We start from the raw sequence: 20,494 nt of genomic DNA, 5'->3' as shown, positions 1-20,494 counted from the left end.
GGGCGCGGCCCGGTCGACGGGGCGCGCGTCAGGCCAGCCGCTCCAGCAGCGCGGGCAGCGCCGTGCCGATCGGTTCGCGCAGGACCTCGGCGGCGAGCGGGTCGTACGGGGTCGGCTCGGCGTTCACCACGATCAGCCGGGCCCCGTGCTCGGCCGCGATCCCGGCCAGCGAGGCGGCCGGCTGCACCCGGAGGCTGGTACCGACCGCGATGAAGACCCGGGCGGCCTTGGCGACGGACATCGCGTTGCCCAGCACCACCGGGTCCAGCCGCTGCCCGAACATCACGGTCGCCGGCTTCAGGATCCCGCCGCAGTCCCGGCAGGCCGGATCCGGGTCGCCCGCGTCCAGGCGCTCCAGCGTCCGCGCCATCGGGGTGCGGGCGTGGCAGGCCGTGCAGACCACCGACCGGGCGGTGCCGTGGAGTTCGAGGACCTTCCGGTCCGGCACCCCGGCCGCCTGGTGCAGTCCGTCCACGTTCTGGGTGATCACCCGGAGGGCGTTGCCGGTCCGCTCGTACGCCGCGATCGCGCGGTGCGCCGCGTTCGGCTCGGCGGTCAGGACCGGCGCGTCGCGCCGCATCAGCCAGGAGCGGCGGCGGACCTCGGGGTCGGCCATGTACGGCCCGTAGGTGACCAGCCGTTCGGCTTCCGGGTCCTTGCGCCAGAGCCCGTTCGGCCCCCGGTAGTCCGGGATGCCCGAGTCCGTGGAGATGCCGGCACCGCTGAGGATCGCGACCATCGTCATGGCGGGAGGGTAGGCATCCCCGATCCGCTCCCGCGACCGGGTTTCCCGGTGCTAGGTTCCGCCCATGGCCAAGGTGAACATCGCGCTCGACGCCGAACTCGTCGTGGAAGTCATGGTCCTGGCGGGGGTCGGCAGCCCGCAGGACGCCGTGGAGGCGGTGGTCCGCGACTACATCGCGCGCGGCCACCGCACGGAGGCCCGGACCGCCACGCGCGACGAGGCGAACCGCACCGGCGAGATGCTGCCGCCGGAGCCCCCGCAGGGCTGACCCGCGGGGAGGGCGCGCCGGCGCGGTCAGCCGGCCGCCGGGCGGCCGTTCTCCAGCTCGGCCGGGCCCCGGCCGCCGTCCAGCACCTCCAGCCCGGCCAGCACCCGCGAGCCCAGGCTGCCCGGCAGGTGGGCGGCCACCTCGGACCGCTCGATCAGCTTCCAGGAGACCAGCTCGGCCTCCTGGAGCCGGATCCGCGCGAACTGCTCCGCGGAGAGCACCCCGCCGTCGTAGAGGTAGGCCACGATCGGCGGCCGCGTGGTGCTCTGCGCCCAGTCCACCGCGAGCAGCGGGCCCAGCGGGACGTCCAGGCCGATCTCCTCCTCGGTCTCCCGGCGGGCCGCCTGCCGGGGGGTCTCGCCCGTGTCGGACTCGACGGTGCCGCCCGGCAGGACCCAGCCCTCGCGGTAGTTCGGCTCCAGGACGAGGATCCGGTCCCGGTCGTCCCGGAAGAGCGCGGCGGATGCGGCCAGGACGCGGGGGAGTCCGGCGATGTACGTGGCGTAATCGGTGACTGTCACACCGTCAGCGTAACCAGGCGGGTCGTCCGCCGGGCCGGCCTCAGGGCGCCCCGCCGTCCCGTGGCGACGCCCCGCCGTCCCGTGGCGGCTCCTCGCCGTCCGCGTCGGCGCGGGAGCGGGCCGCCCGGTGGAGCCGGGGGTGCCGGGTGCCGCCGCCCTGCTCGGTCATCGCCTCGCCGACCAGGGTCCGCACCGCGTCCCGCAGCCCGTGCAGCGCGTGGTGCCGGGACGGGCCCGCGCCCGGGTCCTCCCGCAGCTCCTTCACCAGGGCCCAGCACAGCACCAGCATGACCACCACGAACGGCAGCGCCACCAGGATCGTCGCCGTCTGGAGCGAGTCGAGGCCGCCCGCCACGAGCAGCACCGCCGCGACGGCCGCCATCAGCACGCCCCAGGTCACCACCAGCCACGTCGGAGGGTGCAGCGAGCCGCGGCTGGTCAGCGACCCCATGACGAGGGAGGCCGAGTCGGCGCTGGTCACGAAGTACGTCATCACCAGCAGCATCGCCAGGACCGAGGTGACCGTGCCCAGCGGCAGCGCCTCCAGCATCGCGAAGAGCGAGGCCTCCGCCCCGTCCTCCACCGCCGTCGCCAGGTCGGCCTCGCCGGTGGACTCCAGCCGGATCGCCGTGCCGCCCATCACGCAGAACCAGACCACCGTCGCCCCGGACGGCACGAGCAGCACGCCGACCAGGAACTCGCGGATGGTCCGGCCCCGCGAGATCCGGGCGATGAAGGTGCCCACGAAGGGCGCCCAGGACAGCCACCACGCCCAGTAGAAGATCGTCCAGGCGCCCAGCCAGTCGCGGTCGGTGAAGGCGCCGGTGCGGCTCGCCATCGGCAGCAGCTGGTGCAGGTAGCCGCCGACCGAGGCCGGGATCGTGTCCAGGACGTAGACGGTCGGGCCGAGCAGGAAGACGAAGAGCGCCAGGCAGGCGGCGAGGACGATGTTCAGCGTCGACAGCCACTTCACGCCCTTGTGCAGGCCCGAGAAGGCCGACAGGACGAACGCCCCCGACAGCGAGGCGATGATGATCAGCTGCGTGGCCGTCGAGTTCTCGACGCCCATCGTGATGTCCAGTCCCTCGGCCACCTGGAGCGCGCCCAGGCCCAGGCTCGTCGCCGTGCCGAAGACGGTCGCGAAGACCGCGAGGAGGTCGATCGCCCTACCCTGCCAGGACGCGGCCCGCCGGGCGCCGAGGACCGGCACGAAAGCGCTGCTCAGCCGGTTGCCGCGGCCCTTGCGGAAGCCCGCGTACGCCAGCGCGAGCCCGGCGATGCCGTAGATCGCCCACGGGGTCAGCGTCCAGTGGAAGAAGGAGTACTCCATCGCCGTCCGGGCGGCCGCACCGGTGCCCGGGGGGCCGCCGCCCGGCGGCGGGTCCAGGAAGTGCTGGAGCGGCTCCCCGACGCCGTAGAACATCAGGCCGATGCCCATGCCGGCGCTGAACATCATCGCGATCCACGCCAGGTTGGTGAACTCCGGCTCCGCGTCGTCCGCCCCCAGCCGGATCCGGCCGAACCGGCTCAGCGCGAGGACCACGCACAGCACCAGGAAGGTGTCCGCGGCCACCACGAAGAGCCACGCGAAGTTGTTCAGGACCCAGGTGAGGGCCGAGGAGGAGGCGCTGTCGAAGGAGTCCTTGCCGAGCGCCGCCCAGCCGACGGCCCCGACGACCGCGGCCACGCCGATCCCGATGACCTTCGCATCGGGCGCGTGGCGTTCCGGTACGTGATCCGGAGACGGCCGCTCGTTCATATCCGTGCTCATGTGAGCCCACTATGGTCCGACATTTGGTGTTATCCGGGGGTGGCACGCCGTCTGGCGGTACGGATAGGGTCGGCCCTGGCGCGACTGCCTGTTCGAAAGCAAGGGATGCAAGGTGACGGACGGAGCAGCAACTCAGGTCGCTCACGTGCTCGTGGCGGCCGACAAGTTCAAGGGCTCGCTCACGGCCGTACAGGTCGCGGAGCGGGTCACGGCGGGACTCCGGAAGGTCGTCCCCGGCCTCTCGGTCGAGGCCCTGCCCGTCGCCGACGGCGGCGACGGCACGGTCGCGGCGGCCGTCGCGGCCGGGTTCGAGCGGCGCGAGGTCCGGGTCACCGGCCCCGTCGGCACACCGGTCACCGCCGCGTTCGCGCTGCGCGGCACCACGGCGGTCGTGGAGATGGCGGAGGCGTCCGGCCTCCAGCTCCTCCCCGCCGGCACGTTCGCCCCGCTGACCGCCACGACGTACGGCTCCGGCGAACTGCTGCGGGCCGCGCTCGACGCCGGGGCCACCACGATCGTCTTCGGGGTCGGCGGCAGCGCCACCACCGACGGCGGCGCGGGCATGCTCGCCGCGCTCGGCGCGCGCTTCCTCGACGCGGCCGGCGAGCCCGTCGGCCCCGGCGGCGCGGCCCTCGCGGCGCTGGCCTCCGCCGACCTCTCCGACCTCGACGCCCGCTTCGACGGGGTCGATTTCATCCTCGCCAGCGACGTCGACAACCCGCTGACCGGGCCCAAGGGCGCGCCCGCCGTCTACGGTCCGCAGAAGGGCGCCACGCCCGAGGACGTGGAGACCCTCGACGCCGCCCTCGACCACTACGCGCGGGTCCTGGAGAAGGCGATCGGCCCGAAGGCCACCGAGCTCGCCGCCTCCCCGGGCGCCGGCGGCGCCGGCGGCATCGGCTACGGCGCCCTCCTGCTCGGCGCGGGCTTCCGCCCCGGCATCGAGCTGATGCTGGAGGTCCTCGGCTTCGCCCCCGCCCTGGAGCGCGCCACCCTCGTCATCACCGGCGAGGGCTCGCTCGACGAGCAGACCCTCCACGGCAAGGCCCCCGCGGGCGTCGCCGCGGCGGCCCGCGCCGCGGGCAAGGAGGTCGTCGCGGTCTGCGGACGCCTCGCCCTGCCGCCGGAGGCCCTCGGCGCCGCCGGCATCCGCCGCGCCTACCCGCTCTCCGCCCTGGAGCCCGACCCGGCGAAGTCCATCCCGAACGCGGGCCCCCTCCTGGAGGAGGTCGCCGAGGGCATCGCCCGGGACTTCCTGGCCTAGACCCCGGCCGTACGGGGCCGGGCGCCGCACGGCGCCCGGCCACCGTCACCCGTCGCTCCGCGCGGCGCGCGCCCCGCGCCCGGGCCCCGTCGCTCCGTGCCGTCGGCCCAGTCCGCCGGTCCCGCCCGCCGGGGCCGGGCGCCGCCGTCACCCCGTGCCGATGGTCCGGTGCGGTTCGCCGTCGGCGGGGTCCAGGGTGATCGTCGTCGTACCGCCGTCGTCGGTGACCAGGAGCCGGTCCGGACCGTCCCAGGCGACCGCGTGGAAGCCCGTGTTCCCGTCGTACGACGCCACGAGGTGACTCCGGGCGGTGAGCCCCGAGCCGTCGACGACCGAGACCCGCCAGAGCGGGTCGATCATCGCCGAGCCCTGCTCGATCCGGACGGACCGGTCCCCGCCGCCCGGCGCGGCGATCCGCTGCGTCTCCTCCCACCCGCCGCTGAAGACGTCGAACAGCACCAGACGGAAGAACAGCAGCAGCACGGCACCCGCCGCGCACAGCACCGTCACCGTCTCCCGCACCCCCCGCCGCACGTCCAGCCGCCGGACGCCCGCAGCGCACAGCACGCACAGGGCGAACCAGTACGGCCAGGCCGCCCCGAACGCGCCGAGCAGGACCACCAGCCGGGTCGACTCCGCCGCCCAGGAGCCCAGCACCTGGAGGACCGGGGCCAGCAGCCCCGCCGCGACCAGGACCCGACCGAGGACCGGCCGCGCCGTCGTGCGTGTGTTCGTCATCGCTGTCACGGGGGCATCCTGCCAGGTCGCCCGCCCCTCACCCCGGCGACGTCAGCCGGAAGGCGTCCAGCGCCAGCGTCATCTCCGTGAGGTCCCTCGGCCGGGACAGCGAACGGGAGGTCAACTGCTCCAGCCGGCGTAGGCGGTTGAAGACCGTGTTGCGGTGGCAGTACAGACGGCCCGCGGCCCGGCCCGCCGAACCCTCGCACTCCAGCCACGCGTCCAGCGTCTCCAGGAGCACCGCCCGGTCCGCCGGGTCCAGTTCGAGCAGTCCGCCCAGGACGTCCGTGACGAGGAGCTCCGCCAGGTCCGGTCGGCCCACGACCAGCGCCCCCGCCATCCGGCGGTCCAGCCGGACCACCTGACGGCTGCCCGGCGGGCAGGTGCGCAGGGCGAGTTCGGCGAGCCGGCGCGCCCGGCCCAGTTCGGTGAGCCCCGTGACGACCGGACTGATGCCGCCCGGCCCCGGGCACCGCGCGTCGAGCAGCTCCGCCAGCGCGTCGAGCCCCGTCCCCTCCGCGAACGCCACCACCCCGATCTCGCAGTCCGCGCGCATCCGCCACAGGAACCGCAGCCCCTCCCCCCGCACCCGGCGGTGGAACGGCTCCCGCTCCTCGCGCCGGTCCGGACGCAGCACCACCACCGCGTACCGCCCCTGCTCCGGCAGGTCCAGCCCCGCCGCCGCCCCCGCCACCATCTCCGGCGACCGCTGCCCTTCGAGGAGCGCGTCCAGGAGCGCCTGGAGCTGCTCGTCCGTACGCCGCCGCAGCTCCGCCTCGGTCGCCCGGTACGCCTCCGAGGCGCGGTCCGCCTGCGCGTCCACCGCCGACCAGACCGTCGTCGCCGACTGCATCAGCGCCGCGAGCTGCGCCGCGTCGGGGCCCGCGCCCTCGATCAGCGCCTCCCACACCAGGTGCCCGGCGTGCCGGTACGCGTGCACCACCAGCTCCAGCGGCATGCCCTGCTCCGCCCGCCGCCGGCCCAGCAGCTCCGCGTGCTCCAGGTCCCGCCGGGGCGAGTGCCGCGGCGCCGAGATCATCTCGATCCCGATCCGCATCGCCTCCTGCGCCTCCTGCCAGTGCTGGTCGTACGGCACGATCCGCCCGTAGGCGGGCTCGTACGCGTGCAGCTCCGTCAGATGCTCGTCCACCAGCTCCGGCACCCGCTCCAGAAGCGCCGTGCACGCCCGCGCGAGCACCTTCCAGTCGTCACCGGTCCGCCGTCTGCGCCGTCCCATGCCGGGAGCATCCACCGCCCCGCGCTCCACGGCAACGCCCTGACGCGCAGCGTTGTGCGCATGCACAGCCCTCCGGTGGCCCCGCTGGTCACCGGCAGCGTTTGTGCCGCCGGACGTGGACGGGCGGTCCGGCGCGGTGCTGGGGTGAGCGCCACCGAACGGCCGAGTAACACGGCCGAGTAACAAGGCGGCCCGGAAGGGGAGTCATGGGAGGTACCGCACCCGCCCTGACGGTGACGGATCTGACGGCGGGATACGGACCGGTGCACGCGCTGCGACGCGTGTCGCTGACCGTGCCCGCGGGCGCCGTCGTCACCGTCCTGGGCGGCAACGGCGCCGGCAAGTCCACACTGCTGAGGGCGGTCTCGCGCACCCTGAGGTTCCACGGCGGGGCCGTGGTCTCCGGCACGGTCACCGCGGCCGGCCGGCCGCTCGACGGGCTGCCGCCCGACCGGGTGGTGGCCGCCGGCGTCTGCCAGGTCCCCGAGGGGCGGCAGGTCTTCGCCCGGATGACGGTCGAGGACAACCTGCGGGCCGGCGGCCTCGCCCGGCGCGGCGACCGCGCCGCGAAGGCCGCCGCCCTGCGCCGCGTCCACGAGCTGTTCCCCGTCCTCGCGGAACGGTCCCGGCAGCCCGCGGGGCTGCTCTCCGGCGGCGAGCAGCAGATGCTCGCCGTCGGCCGGGCGCTGATGGCCGCCCCGGAGCTGCTCCTCCTCGACGAGCCCTCGCTCGGGCTCGCCCCGCTGATGGCGGCCCGGATCGCGGACGCCGTCCGGGAGATCAACGCCCAGGGCACGGCGGTGCTGCTCGTCGAGCAGAACGCGGCGCTCGCCCTGCGGCTCGCCTCCCACGCGTACGTCCTGGAGGTCGGCGAGGTCACCCTCTCCGGCCCGGCGGCCGAACTCGCCGCCTCCGACGAGGTCCGCCGCCGGTATCTCGGCGTCGTCGACGCCGCGGCGGCCGAGGACGCCGAACGCGCCCGGGCCGCCCACCCCGTCCTGTCCCGCTGGGACGCAGAGGCCCGGGTCCCCGCCCGCGCCCCGCGCCGCAAGGAGACCCGATGAGCACCGCCCCACCGCCGGCCGGCACCCCGGACGGACCGGACCGCCCGGCCGTCCCCGCCCCGCGCGCCCCGGCCGGCCCGGACCCGGCCGCCGCGCCCGGCGAGGACCGGACGGCCGCCGCGCCCGCCGCGCCGGGCGTCCGCCCCGACGTGCCCGCCCTCACCGTCACCGGGCTCACCGTCCGCTTCGCCGGACTCACCGCCCTCGACGCCGTCGACTTCACCGTCCGGCCCGGGACCGTGCACGCCCTCATCGGGCCCAACGGCGCCGGGAAGTCCACCTGCTTCAACGTGCTCTCCGGGGTCTACCGGGCCACCTCCGGCTCCGTGCGGCTCGGCCCGCACGAGCTGACCGCGCTGCCGCCGCACCGGATCGCCGACCTCGGCGTCGGCCGGATCTTCCAGAACCTCGCCCTGCCGCCCCGCGCCACCGTCGAGGACAGCCTCATGCTCGGCCGCCACCGGCTCACCCGCACCGGCTTCCTCGCCGCCGGGCTCCGGCTGCCGTCCGCCGCCCGCGAGGAGGCCCGGCACCGGGCCCGCGTCCGCGAGATCGCGGACTTCGTCGGCCTCGGCGACCAGCTCGCGAAGCCCGCGGGCTCGCTCCCGTACGGACAGCAGAAGCTCGCCGAACTCGCCCGCGCCCTCTGCATGGAGCCCACCCTGCTCCTCCTCGACGAACCGGTCGCCGGCATGACCGCCGACGAACGGCGCCGCACCGCCGCCGTCATCGCGGGCGTCCGCGACGGACTCGGCATCTCCGTGCTCCTCGTCGAGCACGACATGGGCCTGGTCATGCGGCTCGCCGACTCCGTCACCGTCCTCGAATTCGGCCGCCGCATCGCCGACGGCCGCCCCGCCGACGTGCAGAACGACCCGGCGGTCGTCCGCGCCTACCTCGGAGAGGAGACCGCCGCGTGAGCACCTTCGCGGAGTTCCTCATCAACGGGCTCTCCCTGGGCTCCGTCTACGCCCTCATCGCCCTCGGCTTCGTCGTCATCTTCCGCGCCACGGAGGTCGTCAACTTCGCCCACGCCTCGCTGCTCCTGGCCGGCGGCTACTTCGTCGCCGTCCTCCACGAACCGCTCGGCTTCTGGCCCGCGCTGGCCGCCGGGGTCGCCGGCGCGGCCGTCGTCGGCGCCGCCGTCGAGTTCCTCGTGATGCGCCGCCACCGGGGCGCCGACCACAGCGTCCTGGCCATCGTGACCATCGGCGTCGACATCCTGCTCGCCACCGAACTCACCCGCCGCATCGGCACCGACATCCTCGCCCTCGGCGACCCGTGGGGCGACGCGGTCGTCACCCTCGGCCCGGTGACGATCGCCGAGACCCGGATCGCCGCGCTGCTCGCCGCCGGCCTCCTCATCACCGCCTTCCTCCTCGCCTTCCGGCACACCTCCTGGGGCGTGGCCATGCGCGCCGCCGCCGAGAGCCAGGAGACCGCCGCCCTCATGGGCGTCCGGCTCGGCCGGGTCTCGCTGGGCGCCTGGGCGGTCGCCGGGGCACTGGCCGCCGTCGCCGCGCTCTTCCTCACCGTCTTCCCCACCCCCGGCCTGGAGCGGGGCACCTCGCTCGCCGCCCTCAAGGCCTTCCCCGCCGCGATCCTCGGCGGCCTCGACTCCACCACCGGCGCGCTCGCCGGCGGACTGATCGTCGGCGTCGTCGAGTCCCTCGCCACCGGCTACCAGTCGGACCTGGCCTTCCTCGGGCGCGGGATCGGCGACCTCGCCCCGTACCTGGTGATGGTCGTGGTGCTGCTGATCCGCCCGGCCGGCCTCTTCGGCACGAAGGAGCTCGCCCGTGTCTGAGCGTCCCGGGACCCCCGCGAAGGCGTACCGGCGGGCCGCCGCCGGCCTCGGCGGCGCCGGCGTCGTCGTCCTCCTCGCCCTCCCCTTCTACCTGGAGCGGTTCTGGCTCCAGGCCGGCCTCTTCGCCATCGCCGCCGCCATCGGCGCCATCGGCATCAACCTCCTCACCGGCGCCACCGGCCAGCTCTCCATGGGCCACGCCTTCTTCCTCGCCGTCGGCGCCTACGGCTACTGCGCCCTCGCGGGCGACGGCACCGACGGACTCGCCGGCCTCGGCCTGCCGGGCTGGCTCGCCGCCGTCCTCGCCGTCGGCCTGGCGGGCCTCGCGGGCGGGCTCTTCAGCCCCATCGCCGGCCGGCTGCACGGCGCGTACCTCGGCATCGCCACCCTCGCGCTGATCTTCATCGGCCAGCACGTCCTCTTCAACGCCCACGGCCTCACCGGCGGCTACAACGGGCGCGCCGTCCCGCCCCTGAACCTCTTCGGCCTCACCTTCGACGACACCGAACTCCTCGTCGCCCAGGTGCCGTTCGGCGCCGTCGAGAAGCTCTGGTACCTGGGCCTGGCGCTGCTCGCCGGCGGGGTGCTCTTCGCCCGCGGAGTGCTCCGCGGCCGCCCGGGGCGCGCCATGAACGCCATCCGCGACCACCGGATCGCCGCCGGGGTCCTGGGCATCCCGGTCGCCCGGCACCGGGCCGCCGTCTTCGTCCTCTCCTCCATGTACGCGGGCCTGGCCGGCGTCCTGCTCGCCCTGGTCTTCCAGCGGACCGTGCCCGAGTACTTCGGCATGGCGCTCTCCCTGGAGTACCTGGCGATGATCGTCATCGGCGGGCTCGGATCCGTCGCCGGAGCCGTCGCGGGCGGCGTCTTCGTCGCCCTGCTCCCGCAGGTCCTGAACCGGTACGCCGAGGGCCTGCCGCTGGTCTCCGCCCCCGGCACCGGCGGCATCGCGCCCGGCGAGGCCGCCCGCTACCTCTACGGCGCCGCCGTCGTCGGCGTCGTCCTCTTCCTGCCCGGCGGCCTCGCGAGGCTCGTCGCGCGAACCCCCATCCACCGACCCTCAGGGGAGACTCGATGAAGCACAGACGACAGGCGGCCGTGCGGGGCCTCGCCGCGGCGCTCGCGACGCTGGTCGCGCTCACCGCCGCCGGATGCAGCTCCAAGGCGAAGACCGGCGACGGCAAGCAGACCGGCGCGGGCGGGGTGAAGACCGGCGAGGGCGTCACCGACACCACCATCGCGCTGGGCGCGCTCACCGACATGACCGGCGTGTACGCCACCCTCGGCAAGAGCGTCACCCAGGCCCAGCAGCTGTGGGTGAAGCAGACCAACGCCGCCGGCGGCATCTGCGGACGCACGCTGGAGCTCACCGTCCGCGACCACGGCTACGACCCGCAGAAGGCGCTCGCCGCCTACACCGAGCTGGAGCCGAAGGTCGTCGGCTACGCCCAGTTCATCGGCTCCCCGTTCGTCGCCGCCGTCAAGCAGCGCGTCGACGGCCAGGACAAGGGCCTGATCATGCCGCAGGCCTGGTCGGCCTCGCTGCTCGGCTCCCCGTACATCCGGGTCCTCGGCGCCACCTACGACGTCGAGACGATCAACGCGGTCGACTTCCTCCTCACCGAGAAGGGCCTGAAGAAGGGCGACCGGCTCGGGCACGTCTACTTCGAGGGCGACTACGGCGAGAACGCGCTCAAGGGCTCGAAGTACGCCGCCGAGCAGGCCGGCCTGACCGTCGTCGAGCAGAAGATCAAGCCCACCGACAACGACATGTCCGCGCAGGTCGCCGCCCTCAAGCAGGCCGGGGTCAAGGCGGTCCTGGTCAGCGCCGGACCCCGCCAGGCCGCCTCCCTGGTCGGCGTCGCCGCCGCGACCGGCCTCCGGGTCCCCGTCGTCGGCAACAACTCCGCCTTCGCCCCGCAGCTGCTCGGCACCCAGGCCGGCCCGGCCCTGGAGAAGATGTACTGGTTCGCCTCCCCGAGCCTCCCCATCGGCGCCGACACCCCGGCGGCCCGGAAGCTCGCCGCCGACTACGCGGCCGCCTACCCCGACGACGGCCTCGACAACGGCGTCGTCGCCGGCTGGACCGCCGCCACGGCCTTCGGCGAGATCCTGAAGAAGGCGTGCGAACACGAGGACCTCACCCGGGAGGGGGTCGCCAAGGCGCTCCTCATCCTCAGCGCCCACGACCCCGGCTTCGGCATGACCCACGACTTCAGCGACCCGAAGTCCCCGTCGTCCCGCCAGTCCGTCGTCATCCAGCCCGACAAGAAGGTCCCCGGCGGCATGCGCACGGTCCGCCAGCCCTTCGTCTCCGAGGCGGCGAAGAACTACACCCCCTGAACCGGGGAGCCGCACGGAAAGAGGACGGGAACCGTCCTCTTTCCGTGGGAGCGTGGCGGGCATGACCGTCCTCGACGCCCGCGCCCTGGGCCGCGCCGCCCTCGCCCGCCAGTTCCTCCTCGACCGCACCGACGCCCCCGCCCACGACGTCGTCGCCCACCTCTGCGGCCTCCAGGCGCAGGAGCCCCAGGAGCCCTTCACCGGACTCTGGTCCCGGATCCGCGACTTCCGGCCCGGCGCCCTGGACGAGCTGCTCACCGGACGCCGGGTCGTCCGCACCCACCTGATGCGCCGCACCGTCCACCTCGTCACCGCCGAGGACGCCCTGGCCTGGCGCGCCCGCCACGGCACCATGCTCCAGGGCCGCGTCCTCACCACCTACAGGGCCGAGCTCGCCGGGGTCGACCCGGAGGAGCTGGCCGCCGCCGGCCGCGCCGTGATGGCCGACGGCGCGCCCCGCACCATGGCCGAACTGGTCGAGGCCGTCGCCGACCGGTGGCCCGGACCGCCCCGCCGGGCCCTCGGCGAACTCCTCGTCGCCGGCGTGATCCCGATGGTCCAGCTGCCTCCGCGCGGCCTGTGGGGCGCCCGGGCCGGGGTCCACAACCAGACCCTCGCGGCCTGGCTCGGCCGCGAGGTCCCGCCGCTCCCCGAGGACGACACCGACCCGGTCGGCCGGACCCTGGTCCGCCGCTACCTCGCCGCCCACGGACCCGCCTCCTCCGCCGACCTGCGCGCCTGGTGCGGGCTCACGGGCCTGCCCGCCGCCGTCAAGGCCGTCCGCGACGAGCTCGTCTCCTTCCGCGACGAGCGGGGCCGCGAGCTCCTCGACCTCCCCGACGCGCCCCGACCCGACCCCGGCACCCCCGCCCCCGTGCGGTTCCTGCCCGCCTTCGACAACGCGATCCTCGGCTACCAGGACCGGAGCCGGATCATCGACGACGCCCACCGCGGACTCTCCGTCGCCGGCGAGCGCGTCGTCCTGGTGGACGGCCGGGTCTCCGCCACCTGGACCCTGCGCGAGTCCGTCCTCGCCGTCACCCCGCTCCGCCCCCTCACCCGGGCCGAGCGCGCCGACGTGACCGGGGAGGGCGCCGCCCTGGCCTCCTTCCTCACCGACCGCGCGAGCGACCGCGTCCGCGTGGAGGAGCCCTGAGCCGCCCGGCCGCGTCACACGCCGGAAACCTCACGGTGTGATGCTCCGGCCATGAACGTGCTCATCGAGGAGAACGCCGCACACCCCCGGCTGCCCGCCCTGCTCACCGCCTACCACCTCGCCACCGAGGCGGAGAAGGGCGCGGCGGTGACCGGCCCCGCCGGACTGCCGGACGGACACCGCGCCGAGACCGAGGCCCCCGCCGCGGCCTTCGCCGCGGACACGGTGCTGCTCGCCACCGCGCCGGGGACGGACCGGCCGGACGGATGCCTCGTCCTGAAGGCCGGAGCCGTGCCCGAGGTCAAGCGGCTGTGGGTCGAGCCGGCGGCCCGGGGACGCGGCCTCGCCGGCGCGCTGATGGGCGAGGCGCTGCGCCGGGCCGCCGCGGCCGGCGCGCGGTCCGTCCGGCTCACGGTCTGGGAGTGGCGGGAGGCCCCCCTCGCCCTCTACCGCGGGCTCGGCTTCGAGCCCGCCGCCCCCTGGGACGACCGTCCCGGTCTGGTCTGCCTGGAGAAGCGGCTGGAACCCGGCGACCGGATCGGACTCCTCACCCCCGGGGAGGTCCGCGCGCACGCCCCGGGCGGGCTCGCGGAGCTCCTGGTGGACGCCGTCGACGGCGGAGCCTCCGTCGGCTTCCGGGCCCCCCTGGAGCGGGCCGAGGCGGCCGCCTGGTGGGCCGGGGCCGCCGGCACCCGGGACGTCTGGGCGGCCTTCGGCCCGGACGGCACCGTCACCGGGGCCGTCACCCTCCTGCGCACCGACACCGCCAACGGCCGCCACCGGGGCGAGGTCGCCCGGCTGCTCGTCCACCGCTCGGCCCGCGGCCGGGGCCTGGGCCGCCGCCTCCTGGCCGCGGCCGAGGCCCACGCGGCCGCCTCCGGCCTCACCCTCCTGGTCCTGGACACCCAGACCGACAGCCCCGCCGAGCGCCTCTACCGGGGCGCCGGCTGGACCCCGGCCGGCACGATCCCCGCGTACGCCGCCGACCCGGAGGGCGTCCTGCGGGCCACCACCCTCTACTACAAGCTCCTGGGGTGACGTCCGGCCCCCGGCATGCCGAAGGGCCCGGAAGCGGATGCTTCCGGGCCCTTCGGTCCGTCCGTGGCGGCGGGGTCAGCGCAGCTGCGCCGCCTCCGCCTGCCGTGCCTCCCGGCTCTCCCGCCGGTTGCCGCGGAAGGTGTTGACGCGGCGGGCCGTCGCGAAGAGGGGGATCACGGCGCCCAGCACGACCTGGAGGGCGCAGCCGGTCTGGAGCAGGAACTGCCCGCCCGGGGCGTCGAAGGCCCAGGCGGCCAGCATGGCCATGGCTCCGACGATCCAGCTGAGCATCGCCGCGGCGAGGACGCCCCGCGGCTTCGGGTACTCGACCCGGCTCACCATCAGCCACGCCGTGCCGATGATCGCGAGCAGCGTCGGGATGAACGGCAGCTCCAGCAGGATGATCGAGACCACCGTCAGCGCGCCGAAGGGGCTCGGCATGCCCTGGAACATGCCGTCCTTCATCGTCACGCAGGAGAACCGCGCGAGCCGCAGCACCACCGCGAGCAGCACCACGATCGCGGCGACCGCCGAGACCTTCTGCTGCGCGTCGTCCGCGACCATGCCGTAGACGAGCACGAAGTAGGCCGGGGCCAGACCGAAGCTGATCAGGTCCGACAGGTTGTCGAGCTCCGCGCCCATCGGCGAGCTGCGGAGCTTGCGCGCCACGATGCCGTCGAAGAGGTCGAAGATCGCCGCACACAGCATCAGTATCACCGCGGTGGCGGCGCTGTTGCGCGCCATCCCGGTCTCCGAGCTGCCGGTGAGGTGCGGGATGAGGATGCCCGTGGTGGTGAAGTACACCGCCATGAAGCCACACGTGGCGTTACCGAGCGTGAGGGCGTCCGCTATGGACAGCCTCAGCGACAGCGGCATCTCCTCCGCCTCCTCGGCCGCCTCGGCCTCGGCGACCCAGTCGGCGGCTCGTGTGTCGGGATCAATCACGGTCAATGCGAGTCACCCCCGCGGTCGTGACCTGTCCCACCTCGACGGCGACCTCGACACCCTCCGGAAGGTAGATGTCGACCCGCGAGCCGAAGCGGATCAGGCCGATCCGGTCACCCTGCTCGACCTTCGTCCCCTGCGGGATGTACGGCACGATGCGTCGCGCCACGGCACCCGCGATCTGGATCATCTCGATGTCACCGAGCTCGGTGTCGAAGTGCCAGACGACGCGCTCGTTGTTCTCGGACTCCTTGTTGAAGGCCGGGACGAAGCCGCCGGGGACGTGCTCCACCGAGGTCACCGTGCCGGCCAGCGGCGCACGGTTGACGTGCACGTTCAGCGGGCTCATGAAGATGGCGACCCGGGTGCGCCCGTCCTTCCACGGCATGATGCTCTGCACCACGCCGTCGGCGGGGGAGATGACCCGGCCCTGAGCGATCTCGCGCTCGGGGTCGCGGAAGAACCACAGCATGCCGGCCGCGAGCGCGGTGGTCGGCACGGCGATTGCCCGGGCGCGCTTCGAGCGGCCGGAGCGCGCGAGGCTGAGCGCCGCCGTGGCGACGGTCGGCAGAAGCCACGGCGATGCTCCGCGTGCGATGCGTGCGCCCTTGAGGGTGTCGCGGTGTGCAGAGTTTGGGCTGTGGGGCATGGATGACCTTCGTAGCGGATGATGCCGCGCTGGCAACGGGGGACGGCGGCTTTCCGGCGATGCTATCGGTTGCGGGGCGCAACTGGGCAAGCCAGGAACCGAGTCGACGGCCGGAAGACGAACACGGGGTGTGATCTTCTTCGCGGCCCAACCGACTCAAAGCCGACAATCAGCCCTGGAAGCGGTACTCCTCCAGGAGCCGGCGACCAATGATCATTTTCTGGATCTCGGCGGTACCTTCGCCGATGAGCAGCATCGGCGCCTCGCGGTAGAGCCGCTCGATCTCGTACTCCTTCGAGAACCCGTAGCCGCCGTGGATACGGAAGGCATCCTCCACGACCTCCTTGCAGTACTCGGAGGCGAGGTACTTCGCCATCCCTGCTTCGAGGTCGTTTCGCTCCCCGGAGTCCTTTTTGCGTGCTGCGTTCACCATCATCGCATGGGCGGCCTCGACCTTGGTAGCCATTTCGGCCAGCTTGAACTGGATCGCCTGGTGCTGGGCGATGGGCTTTCCGAAAGTGTGACGCTGCTGGGCATACTGGACGCCCAGCTCGAAGGCACGCTGGGCGACGCCGCAACCGCGGGCCGCGACGTTCACGCGGCCGACCTCGACGCCGTCCATCATTTGGTAAAACCCTCGCCCGGTGACCCCGCCGAGGACCCGATCGGCCGGAATCCGCAGGCCGTCCATGATGAGCTCGGTCGTGTCGACGCCCTTGTAGCCCATCTTGTCGATCTTGCCCGGGATGGTGAGGCCGGGGCGCACCTCGCCGAAGCCGGCCTCCTTCTCGACGAGGAAGGTCGTCATCGACTTGTGGGGCGCGGTCCCCTCGGGGTGGCCTTCGTCACTTCGGACGAGGACGGCGACCAGCGTTGACGTGCCGCCGTTGGTCAGCCACATCTTCTGGCCGTTCAGGACGTACGCGTCGCCGTCCTTCACCGCCTTCGACGTGATGGCCGACACGTCCGAGCCGAGACCCGGCTCCGACATCGAGAAGGCGCCGCGCGTCTCGCCGGCCGCCATCCGCGGAAGGAAGTACTCCTTCTGCTCCCGGGTGCCGTGCTGCTTCAGCATGTACGCCACGATGAAGTGCGTGTTGATGATGCCGGAGACGGACATCCAGCCGCGGGCGATCTCCTCCACGCAGAGCGCGTAGGTGAGCAGCGACTCGCCCAGGCCCCCGTACTCCTCGGGGATCATCAGACCGAAGACGCCGAGCTCCTTGAGCCCGTCCACGATCCGCTGGGGGTACTCGTCGCGGTGCTCCAGCTCGGTCGCGACAGGGATGATCTCCTTGTCGACGAAGTCCCGCACGGTGGCGAGGATCTCCTGCTGGACATCGGTCAGACCGTGGGTCTGGGCGAGTCGCGCCATGGCTACTTCTCCGACTTCTTGGAAGGCTCGATGAGCTCGGGGCGGCCGGGCTGCTCGCCGCCGCGGGCGTCGATGTACTCGGCGGTCGGGACCATCACCTTGCGGCGGAAGACGCAGACGAGGGTGCCGTCCTGCTTGTAGCCCTTGGTCTCGACGTACACGATCCCGCGGTCGGTCTTCGACCTCGACGGGGTCTTGTCGAGGACGGTCGTCTCGCCGTAGATCGTGTCGCCGTGGAAGGTCGGCGCCACGTGCCGCAGCGACTCGATCTCCAGGTTGGCGATGGCCTTGCCGGAGACGTCCGGCACGGACATGCCGAGCAGCAGCGAGTAGATGTAGTTGCCGACCACCACGTTCCGCTTGAAGTCGGTCGTGTTCTCCGCGTAGTTCACGTCCATGTGCAGCGGGTGGTGGTTCATGGTGAGCAGACAGAAGAGGTGGTCGTCGTACTCGGTGACCGTCTTCCCGGGCCAGTGCTTGTAGACGGCACCGACCTCGAACTCCTCATAGGTACGTCCGAACTGCATGGCGCTACGCCTCCGGGATCTCGAACGTGCTGGTGCGCTGCATGCCGGCGGCGCGGCCCTTGCCGGAGATGACCAGGGCCATCTTGCGGGAGGCCTCGTCGATCATCTCGTCGCCGAGCATCGCGGAGCCCTTCTTCCCGCCGGCCTCGGAGGTGTAGTAGTCGTACGCGTCGAGGATCAGCTCGGCGTGGTCGTAGTCCTCCTGCGAGGGCGAGAAGATCTCGTTCGCGGCGGCGACCTGGTCCGGGTGGAGCACCCACTTGCCGTCGAAGCCCAGGGCGGCGGCGCGCTGGGCGACCGCGCGGTAGCCCTCCTGATTGCGGATCTGGAGGTAGGGGCCGTCGATCGCCTGGAGGTTGTTGGCGCGGGCGGCCATCAGGATGCTCATCAGGATGTGGTGGTAGGCGTCCGCCGGGTAGCCGGGCGGCTGCTCGCCGACCACCAGGGACTTCATGTTGATGGAGGCCATGAAGTCGGCCGGGCCGAAGATGATCGTCTCGACGCGCTGGGAGGCCTGCGCGATGGCGTAGACGTTGGTCAGGCCCTGGGCGTTCTCGATCTGCGCCTCGATGCCGATCTTGCCGACCTCGAAGCCCATGGTCTTCTCGATCTGCGTGAGCAGCAGGTCGAGGGCGACGACCTGCTGGGCGTCCTGGACCTTCGGCAGCATGATGCAGTCGAGGTTCTGGCCGGCGCCCTCGACGACGGTGACGACGTCGCGGTACGTCCAGTGGGTCGTCCAGTCGTTGACGCGGACCACGCGGGTCTTGCCGGTCCAGTCGCCCTCGTTCAGGAACTTCACGATGGTGTGGCGGGCGTCGGGCTTGGCCAGCGGGGCGCAGGCGTCCTCCAGGTCGAGGAAGACCTGGTCGGCGGCGAGGCCCTGGGCCTTCTCCAGGAAGCGCGGGTTGGAGCCGGGCACCGCGAGGCAGGAGCGGCGGGGGCGCAGCCGGTTCACAGGGGAAGCGCTGGTCATGCGGGGACCTCCGTACGGGCAGTTGCTTCTAGGGGGTGGAGCTTGTTGGCCTTGCGGATCTCGTCGACGATACGGCCGATGATCTCCGTGATGCCGAAGTCCTTCGGTGTGAAGACCGCGGCGACGCCCGCGCGGCGCAGTTCCTCGCCGTCGGCGTTCGGGATGATCCCGCCCACCACGACCGGGATGTCGGTGGCGCCGGCCCGCTTGAGCCGGTCCAGGACGTCCGGGACGAGCTGGGCGTGCGAGCCGGAGAGGATCGACAGACCGACGGCGTGCACATCCTCCTCCAGGGCGGCGTCCACGATCTGCTCCGGGGTGAGCCGGATCCCCTGGTAGACCACCTCGAACCCGGCGTCTCGGGCCCGGACGGCGATCTGCTCGGCGCCGTTGGAGTGCCCGTCGAGGCCCGGCTTGCCGACCAGGAAGCGGAGCTTGCCGATGCCCAGGTCCTCGGCGGTGCGGTCGACCTTGCGGCGGACCTCGGCCAGCGGGGAGCCGGACTCGGCCGGCACGGCGACCGGGGCCGAGGAGACGCCGGTGGGGGCGCGGTACTCGCCGAAGACCTCGCGCAGCGCCCCGGCCCACTCGCCGGTGGTGACGCCGGCGCGGGCGCACTCCAGGGTGGCCTCCATGAGGTTCTCGGTGCCGCGCGCGGCGTCCTTGAGCCCCTCCAGGGCCTGCTGGGTGGTGGGGAAGACGAACGGGTCGCCGTTGCCCTGGCGGTCCGTGGACTCCTGCCGCTCGGCGCGCCAGCGCGAGACGGCGCCGACGACGCGGGCCTCGACGGCCGGGTCGACGGTCTGGATCGCGGTGTCGAGGTCGGCGGTGAGCGGGTTCGGCTCGGTCGTCTCGAAGACGTTGACGCCGATGATCTTGTCCTCGCCGGACTCGATCCGGGCGCGCCGTTCGGCGTGCGAGGAGACCAGCTGGGCCTTGAGGTAGCCGGACTCGACGGCGGCCATCGCGCCGCCCATCTCCTGGATCCGGTCGATCTCGGCGAGGCACTCGGTGACGAGGGAGTCGACCTTGGCCTCGACGACGTGGGAGCCGGCGAAGATGTCCTCGTACTCCAGCAGGTCGGACTCGTGGGCGAGGACCTGCTGGATGCGCAGCGACCACTGCTGGTCCCAGGGCCGGGGGAGGCCGAGGGCCTCGTTCCAGGCGGGGAGCTGGACGGCGCGGGCGCGGGCGTCCTTGGAGAGGGTGACGGCCAGCATCTCCAGGACGATCCGCTGGACGTTGTTCTCCGGCTGGGCCTCGGTGAGGCCGAGCGAGTTGACCTGGACGCCGTAGCGGAAGCGCCGCTGCCTGGCGTCCTCGATCCCGTACCGCTCGCGGGTGATCGTGTCCCAGATGCGGCCGAAGGCGCGCATCTTGCACATCTCCTCGATGAAGCGGACGCCCGCGTTCACGAAGAAGGAGATGCGGGCGACGACCTCGCCGAACCGCTCCTCGGGGACCTGCCCCGAGTCGCGGACGGAGTCGAGGACCGCGATGGCGGTGGACATCGCGTACGAGATCTCCTGGACCGGAGTGGCCCCCGCCTCCTGCAGGTGGTAGCTGCAGATGTTGATCGGGTTCCACTTCGGGATGTTGTTGACCGTGTACGCGATCATGTCCGTCGTGAGGCGGAGCGAGGGGCCGGGCGGGAAGACGTGCGTCCCGCGCGACAGGTACTCCTTCACGATGTCGTTCTGCGTGGTGCCCTGGAGCCTGGTGATGTCCGCACCCTGCTCCTCGGCCGCCACCTGGTAGAGCGCCAGGAGCCACATCGCCGTGGCGTTGATCGTCATCGAGGTGTTCATCTGCTCCAGGGGGATGTCCTGGAACAGCCGGCGCATGTCACCGAGGTGCGAGACCGGGACGCCGACCCGGCCGACCTCGCCGCGGGCGAGGACGTGGTCGGGGTCGTAGCCCGTCTGGGTCGGCAGGTCGAAGGCGACCGACAGGCCGGTCTGCCCCTTGGCGAGGTTGCGCCGGTACAGCTCGTTGGACGCCTCGGCGGTCGAGTGACCGGCGTACGTCCGCATGAGCCACGGCCGGTCCTTCTGGCGCTCAGTCATCTTC

Annotated in this window: 20 protein-coding genes; 9 read left to right on the top strand and 11 right to left on the bottom strand. The window is 73.2% G+C overall.

Going from position 1 to position 20,494, the window contains the following annotated elements:
- Positions 1–28: 28 nt before the first annotated feature.
- Positions 29–745, bottom strand: coding sequence for an SIR2 family NAD-dependent protein deacylase (locus tag IE287_RS09440; RefSeq protein ID WP_189848472.1), 717 nt, complete (start codon positions 743–745; stop codon positions 29–31).
- Between the two features lie 64 nt (positions 746–809).
- On the opposite strand from IE287_RS09440, the gene IE287_RS09435 reads away from it, so the two are divergent.
- Positions 810–1,013, top strand: coding sequence for a type II toxin-antitoxin system VapB family antitoxin (locus IE287_RS09435; protein WP_030497067.1), 204 nt, complete (start codon positions 810–812; stop codon positions 1,011–1,013).
- A 26-nt stretch (positions 1,014–1,039) separates the two neighbouring features.
- On the opposite strand, the gene IE287_RS09430 is transcribed toward IE287_RS09435, so the two are convergent.
- Together IE287_RS09430 and IE287_RS09425 are read right to left on the bottom strand one after the other, a co-directional pair.
- Positions 1,040–1,534 (bottom strand): NUDIX domain-containing protein, encoded by a 495-nt coding sequence (locus IE287_RS09430; RefSeq protein WP_189848471.1) that lies wholly within the window; start codon positions 1,532–1,534, stop codon positions 1,040–1,042.
- A gap of 40 nt (positions 1,535–1,574) precedes the next feature.
- The gene (locus IE287_RS09425) at positions 1,575–3,305 is read right to left on the bottom strand and encodes a BCCT family transporter (protein ID WP_189848470.1); all 1,731 of its coding nucleotides are present in this window, start codon (positions 3,303–3,305) and stop codon (positions 1,575–1,577) included.
- Between the two features lie 112 nt (positions 3,306–3,417).
- Between IE287_RS09425 and IE287_RS09420 the strand changes: the two genes are divergently transcribed.
- Positions 3,418–4,569, top strand: a complete 1,152-nt coding sequence (locus IE287_RS09420) for a glycerate kinase (RefSeq protein ID WP_189848469.1) — start codon at positions 3,418–3,420, stop codon at positions 4,567–4,569.
- 147 nt (positions 4,570–4,716) lie between these two features.
- Here the strand turns inward: IE287_RS09420 and IE287_RS09415 are convergent, their stop codons facing one another.
- Both IE287_RS09415 and IE287_RS09410 read right to left on the bottom strand, forming a co-directional pair.
- Positions 4,717–5,307, bottom strand: a complete 591-nt coding sequence (locus tag IE287_RS09415; RefSeq protein WP_189848468.1) for a hypothetical protein — start codon at positions 5,305–5,307, stop codon at positions 4,717–4,719.
- 37 nt (positions 5,308–5,344) lie between these two features.
- Entirely contained in the window at positions 5,345–6,544 is a 1,200-nt protein-coding gene (locus IE287_RS09410; protein WP_189848467.1) for a PucR family transcriptional regulator, read from the bottom strand.
- A 206-nt stretch (positions 6,545–6,750) separates the two neighbouring features.
- Here IE287_RS09410 and IE287_RS09405 point away from each other — a divergent pair, with 206 nt between their 5' ends.
- The 7 genes from IE287_RS09405 to IE287_RS39285 all read left to right on the top strand — a co-directional run bounded on the left by IE287_RS09405 (position 6,751) and on the right by IE287_RS39285 (position 13,952).
- Positions 6,751–7,608, top strand: coding sequence for an ABC transporter ATP-binding protein (locus tag IE287_RS09405; protein ID WP_189848466.1), 858 nt, complete (start codon positions 6,751–6,753; stop codon positions 7,606–7,608).
- Positions 7,605–8,528 carry an ABC transporter ATP-binding protein gene (locus IE287_RS38425; protein WP_268254973.1) on the top strand — a complete coding sequence of 308 codons (924 nt, stop codon included), beginning with the start codon at positions 7,605–7,607 and terminating at the stop codon, positions 8,526–8,528. The genes IE287_RS09405 and IE287_RS38425 overlap by 4 nt, the downstream gene beginning before the upstream one ends.
- A complete protein-coding gene (locus IE287_RS09395) occupies positions 8,525–9,415 on the top strand; it encodes a branched-chain amino acid ABC transporter permease (protein ID WP_189848465.1) in 891 nt (296 codons plus the stop codon). Before IE287_RS38425 ends, IE287_RS09395 begins: the two co-directional genes overlap by 4 nt.
- Positions 9,408–10,493, top strand: a complete 1,086-nt coding sequence (locus IE287_RS09390) for a branched-chain amino acid ABC transporter permease (protein ID WP_229883361.1) — start codon at positions 9,408–9,410, stop codon at positions 10,491–10,493. The genes IE287_RS09395 and IE287_RS09390 overlap by 8 nt, the downstream gene beginning before the upstream one ends.
- Positions 10,490–11,758, top strand: coding sequence for an ABC transporter substrate-binding protein (locus IE287_RS09385; protein WP_189848464.1), 1,269 nt, complete (start codon positions 10,490–10,492; stop codon positions 11,756–11,758). Before IE287_RS09390 ends, IE287_RS09385 begins: the two co-directional genes overlap by 4 nt.
- A 61-nt stretch (positions 11,759–11,819) precedes the next feature.
- A complete protein-coding gene (locus tag IE287_RS09380; protein WP_189848463.1) occupies positions 11,820–12,914 on the top strand; it encodes a winged helix DNA-binding domain-containing protein in 1,095 nt (364 codons plus the stop codon).
- Positions 12,915–12,965: 51 nt separating this feature from the next.
- Entirely contained in the window at positions 12,966–13,952 is a 987-nt protein-coding gene (locus tag IE287_RS39285) for a GNAT family N-acetyltransferase (RefSeq protein WP_189848462.1), read from the top strand.
- Between the two features lie 75 nt (positions 13,953–14,027).
- On the opposite strand, the gene pssA is transcribed toward IE287_RS39285, so the two are convergent.
- From pssA to IE287_RS09345, 6 genes are all read right to left on the bottom strand, one after another.
- On the bottom strand, positions 14,028–14,897 hold the full coding sequence (pssA, locus tag IE287_RS09370; protein ID WP_189848644.1) for a CDP-diacylglycerol--serine O-phosphatidyltransferase: 870 nt from the start codon (positions 14,895–14,897) through the stop codon (positions 14,028–14,030).
- Complete coding sequence (locus tag IE287_RS09365; RefSeq protein ID WP_189848461.1) at positions 14,890–15,546, bottom strand: phosphatidylserine decarboxylase; 657 nt, start codon at positions 15,544–15,546, stop codon at positions 14,890–14,892. Before IE287_RS09365 ends, pssA begins: the two co-directional genes overlap by 8 nt.
- A 169-nt stretch (positions 15,547–15,715) precedes the next feature.
- The gene (locus tag IE287_RS09360) at positions 15,716–16,921 is read right to left on the bottom strand and encodes an acyl-CoA dehydrogenase family protein (RefSeq protein ID WP_189848460.1); all 1,206 of its coding nucleotides are present in this window, start codon (positions 16,919–16,921) and stop codon (positions 15,716–15,718) included.
- 2 nt (positions 16,922–16,923) lie between these two features.
- Positions 16,924–17,448, bottom strand: a complete 525-nt coding sequence (locus IE287_RS09355; protein ID WP_189848459.1) for a MaoC family dehydratase — start codon at positions 17,446–17,448, stop codon at positions 16,924–16,926.
- A gap of 4 nt (positions 17,449–17,452) precedes the next feature.
- Positions 17,453–18,424, bottom strand: coding sequence for an HpcH/HpaI aldolase/citrate lyase family protein (locus IE287_RS09350; protein WP_189848458.1), 972 nt, complete (start codon positions 18,422–18,424; stop codon positions 17,453–17,455).
- Entirely contained in the window at positions 18,421–20,490 is a 2,070-nt protein-coding gene (locus tag IE287_RS09345; RefSeq protein WP_189848457.1) for an ethylmalonyl-CoA mutase, read from the bottom strand. The genes IE287_RS09350 and IE287_RS09345 overlap by 4 nt, the downstream gene beginning before the upstream one ends.
- Positions 20,491–20,494: the final 4 nt, after the last annotated feature.

Source organism: Streptomyces omiyaensis, from assembly GCF_014650895.1.
Classification (GTDB): Bacteria; Actinomycetota; Actinomycetes; order Streptomycetales; family Streptomycetaceae; genus Streptomyces; species Streptomyces omiyaensis.
Note: the sequence above shows the minus strand (reverse complement) of the source record. Positions and strands in the feature narration are given on the sequence as shown.

Bases quoted from the DNA above. Each gene is read 5' to 3' on its own strand.
- IE287_RS09440 (WP_189848472.1), bottom strand. From the start codon at position 745: ATGACGATGGTCGCGATCCTCAGCGGTGCCGGCATCTCCACGGACTCG.
- IE287_RS09435 (WP_030497067.1), top strand. From the start codon at position 810: ATGGCCAAGGTGAACATCGCGCTCGACGCCGAACTCGTCGTGGAAGTC.
- IE287_RS09425 (WP_189848470.1), bottom strand. From the start codon at position 3,305: ATGAGCACGGATATGAACGAGCGGCCGTCTCCGGATCACGTACCGGAA.
- IE287_RS09415 (WP_189848468.1), bottom strand. From the start codon at position 5,307: ATGACGAACACACGCACGACGGCGCGGCCGGTCCTCGGTCGGGTCCTG.
- IE287_RS09410 (WP_189848467.1), bottom strand. From the start codon at position 6,544: ATGGGACGGCGCAGACGGCGGACCGGTGACGACTGGAAGGTGCTCGCG.
- IE287_RS09405 (WP_189848466.1), top strand. From the start codon at position 6,751: ATGGGAGGTACCGCACCCGCCCTGACGGTGACGGATCTGACGGCGGGA.
- IE287_RS38425 (WP_268254973.1), top strand. From the start codon at position 7,605: ATGAGCACCGCCCCACCGCCGGCCGGCACCCCGGACGGACCGGACCGC.
- IE287_RS09385 (WP_189848464.1), top strand. From the start codon at position 10,490: ATGAAGCACAGACGACAGGCGGCCGTGCGGGGCCTCGCCGCGGCGCTC.
- IE287_RS09380 (WP_189848463.1), top strand. From the start codon at position 11,820: ATGACCGTCCTCGACGCCCGCGCCCTGGGCCGCGCCGCCCTCGCCCGC.
- IE287_RS39285 (WP_189848462.1), top strand. From the start codon at position 12,966: ATGAACGTGCTCATCGAGGAGAACGCCGCACACCCCCGGCTGCCCGCC.
- IE287_RS09365 (WP_189848461.1), bottom strand. From the start codon at position 15,546: ATGCCCCACAGCCCAAACTCTGCACACCGCGACACCCTCAAGGGCGCA.
- IE287_RS09360 (WP_189848460.1), bottom strand. From the start codon at position 16,921: ATGGCGCGACTCGCCCAGACCCACGGTCTGACCGATGTCCAGCAGGAG.
- IE287_RS09355 (WP_189848459.1), bottom strand. From the start codon at position 17,448: ATGCAGTTCGGACGTACCTATGAGGAGTTCGAGGTCGGTGCCGTCTAC.
- IE287_RS09350 (WP_189848458.1), bottom strand. From the start codon at position 18,424: ATGACCAGCGCTTCCCCTGTGAACCGGCTGCGCCCCCGCCGCTCCTGC.
- IE287_RS09345 (WP_189848457.1), bottom strand. From the start codon at position 20,490: ATGACTGAGCGCCAGAAGGACCGGCCGTGGCTCATGCGGACGTACGCC.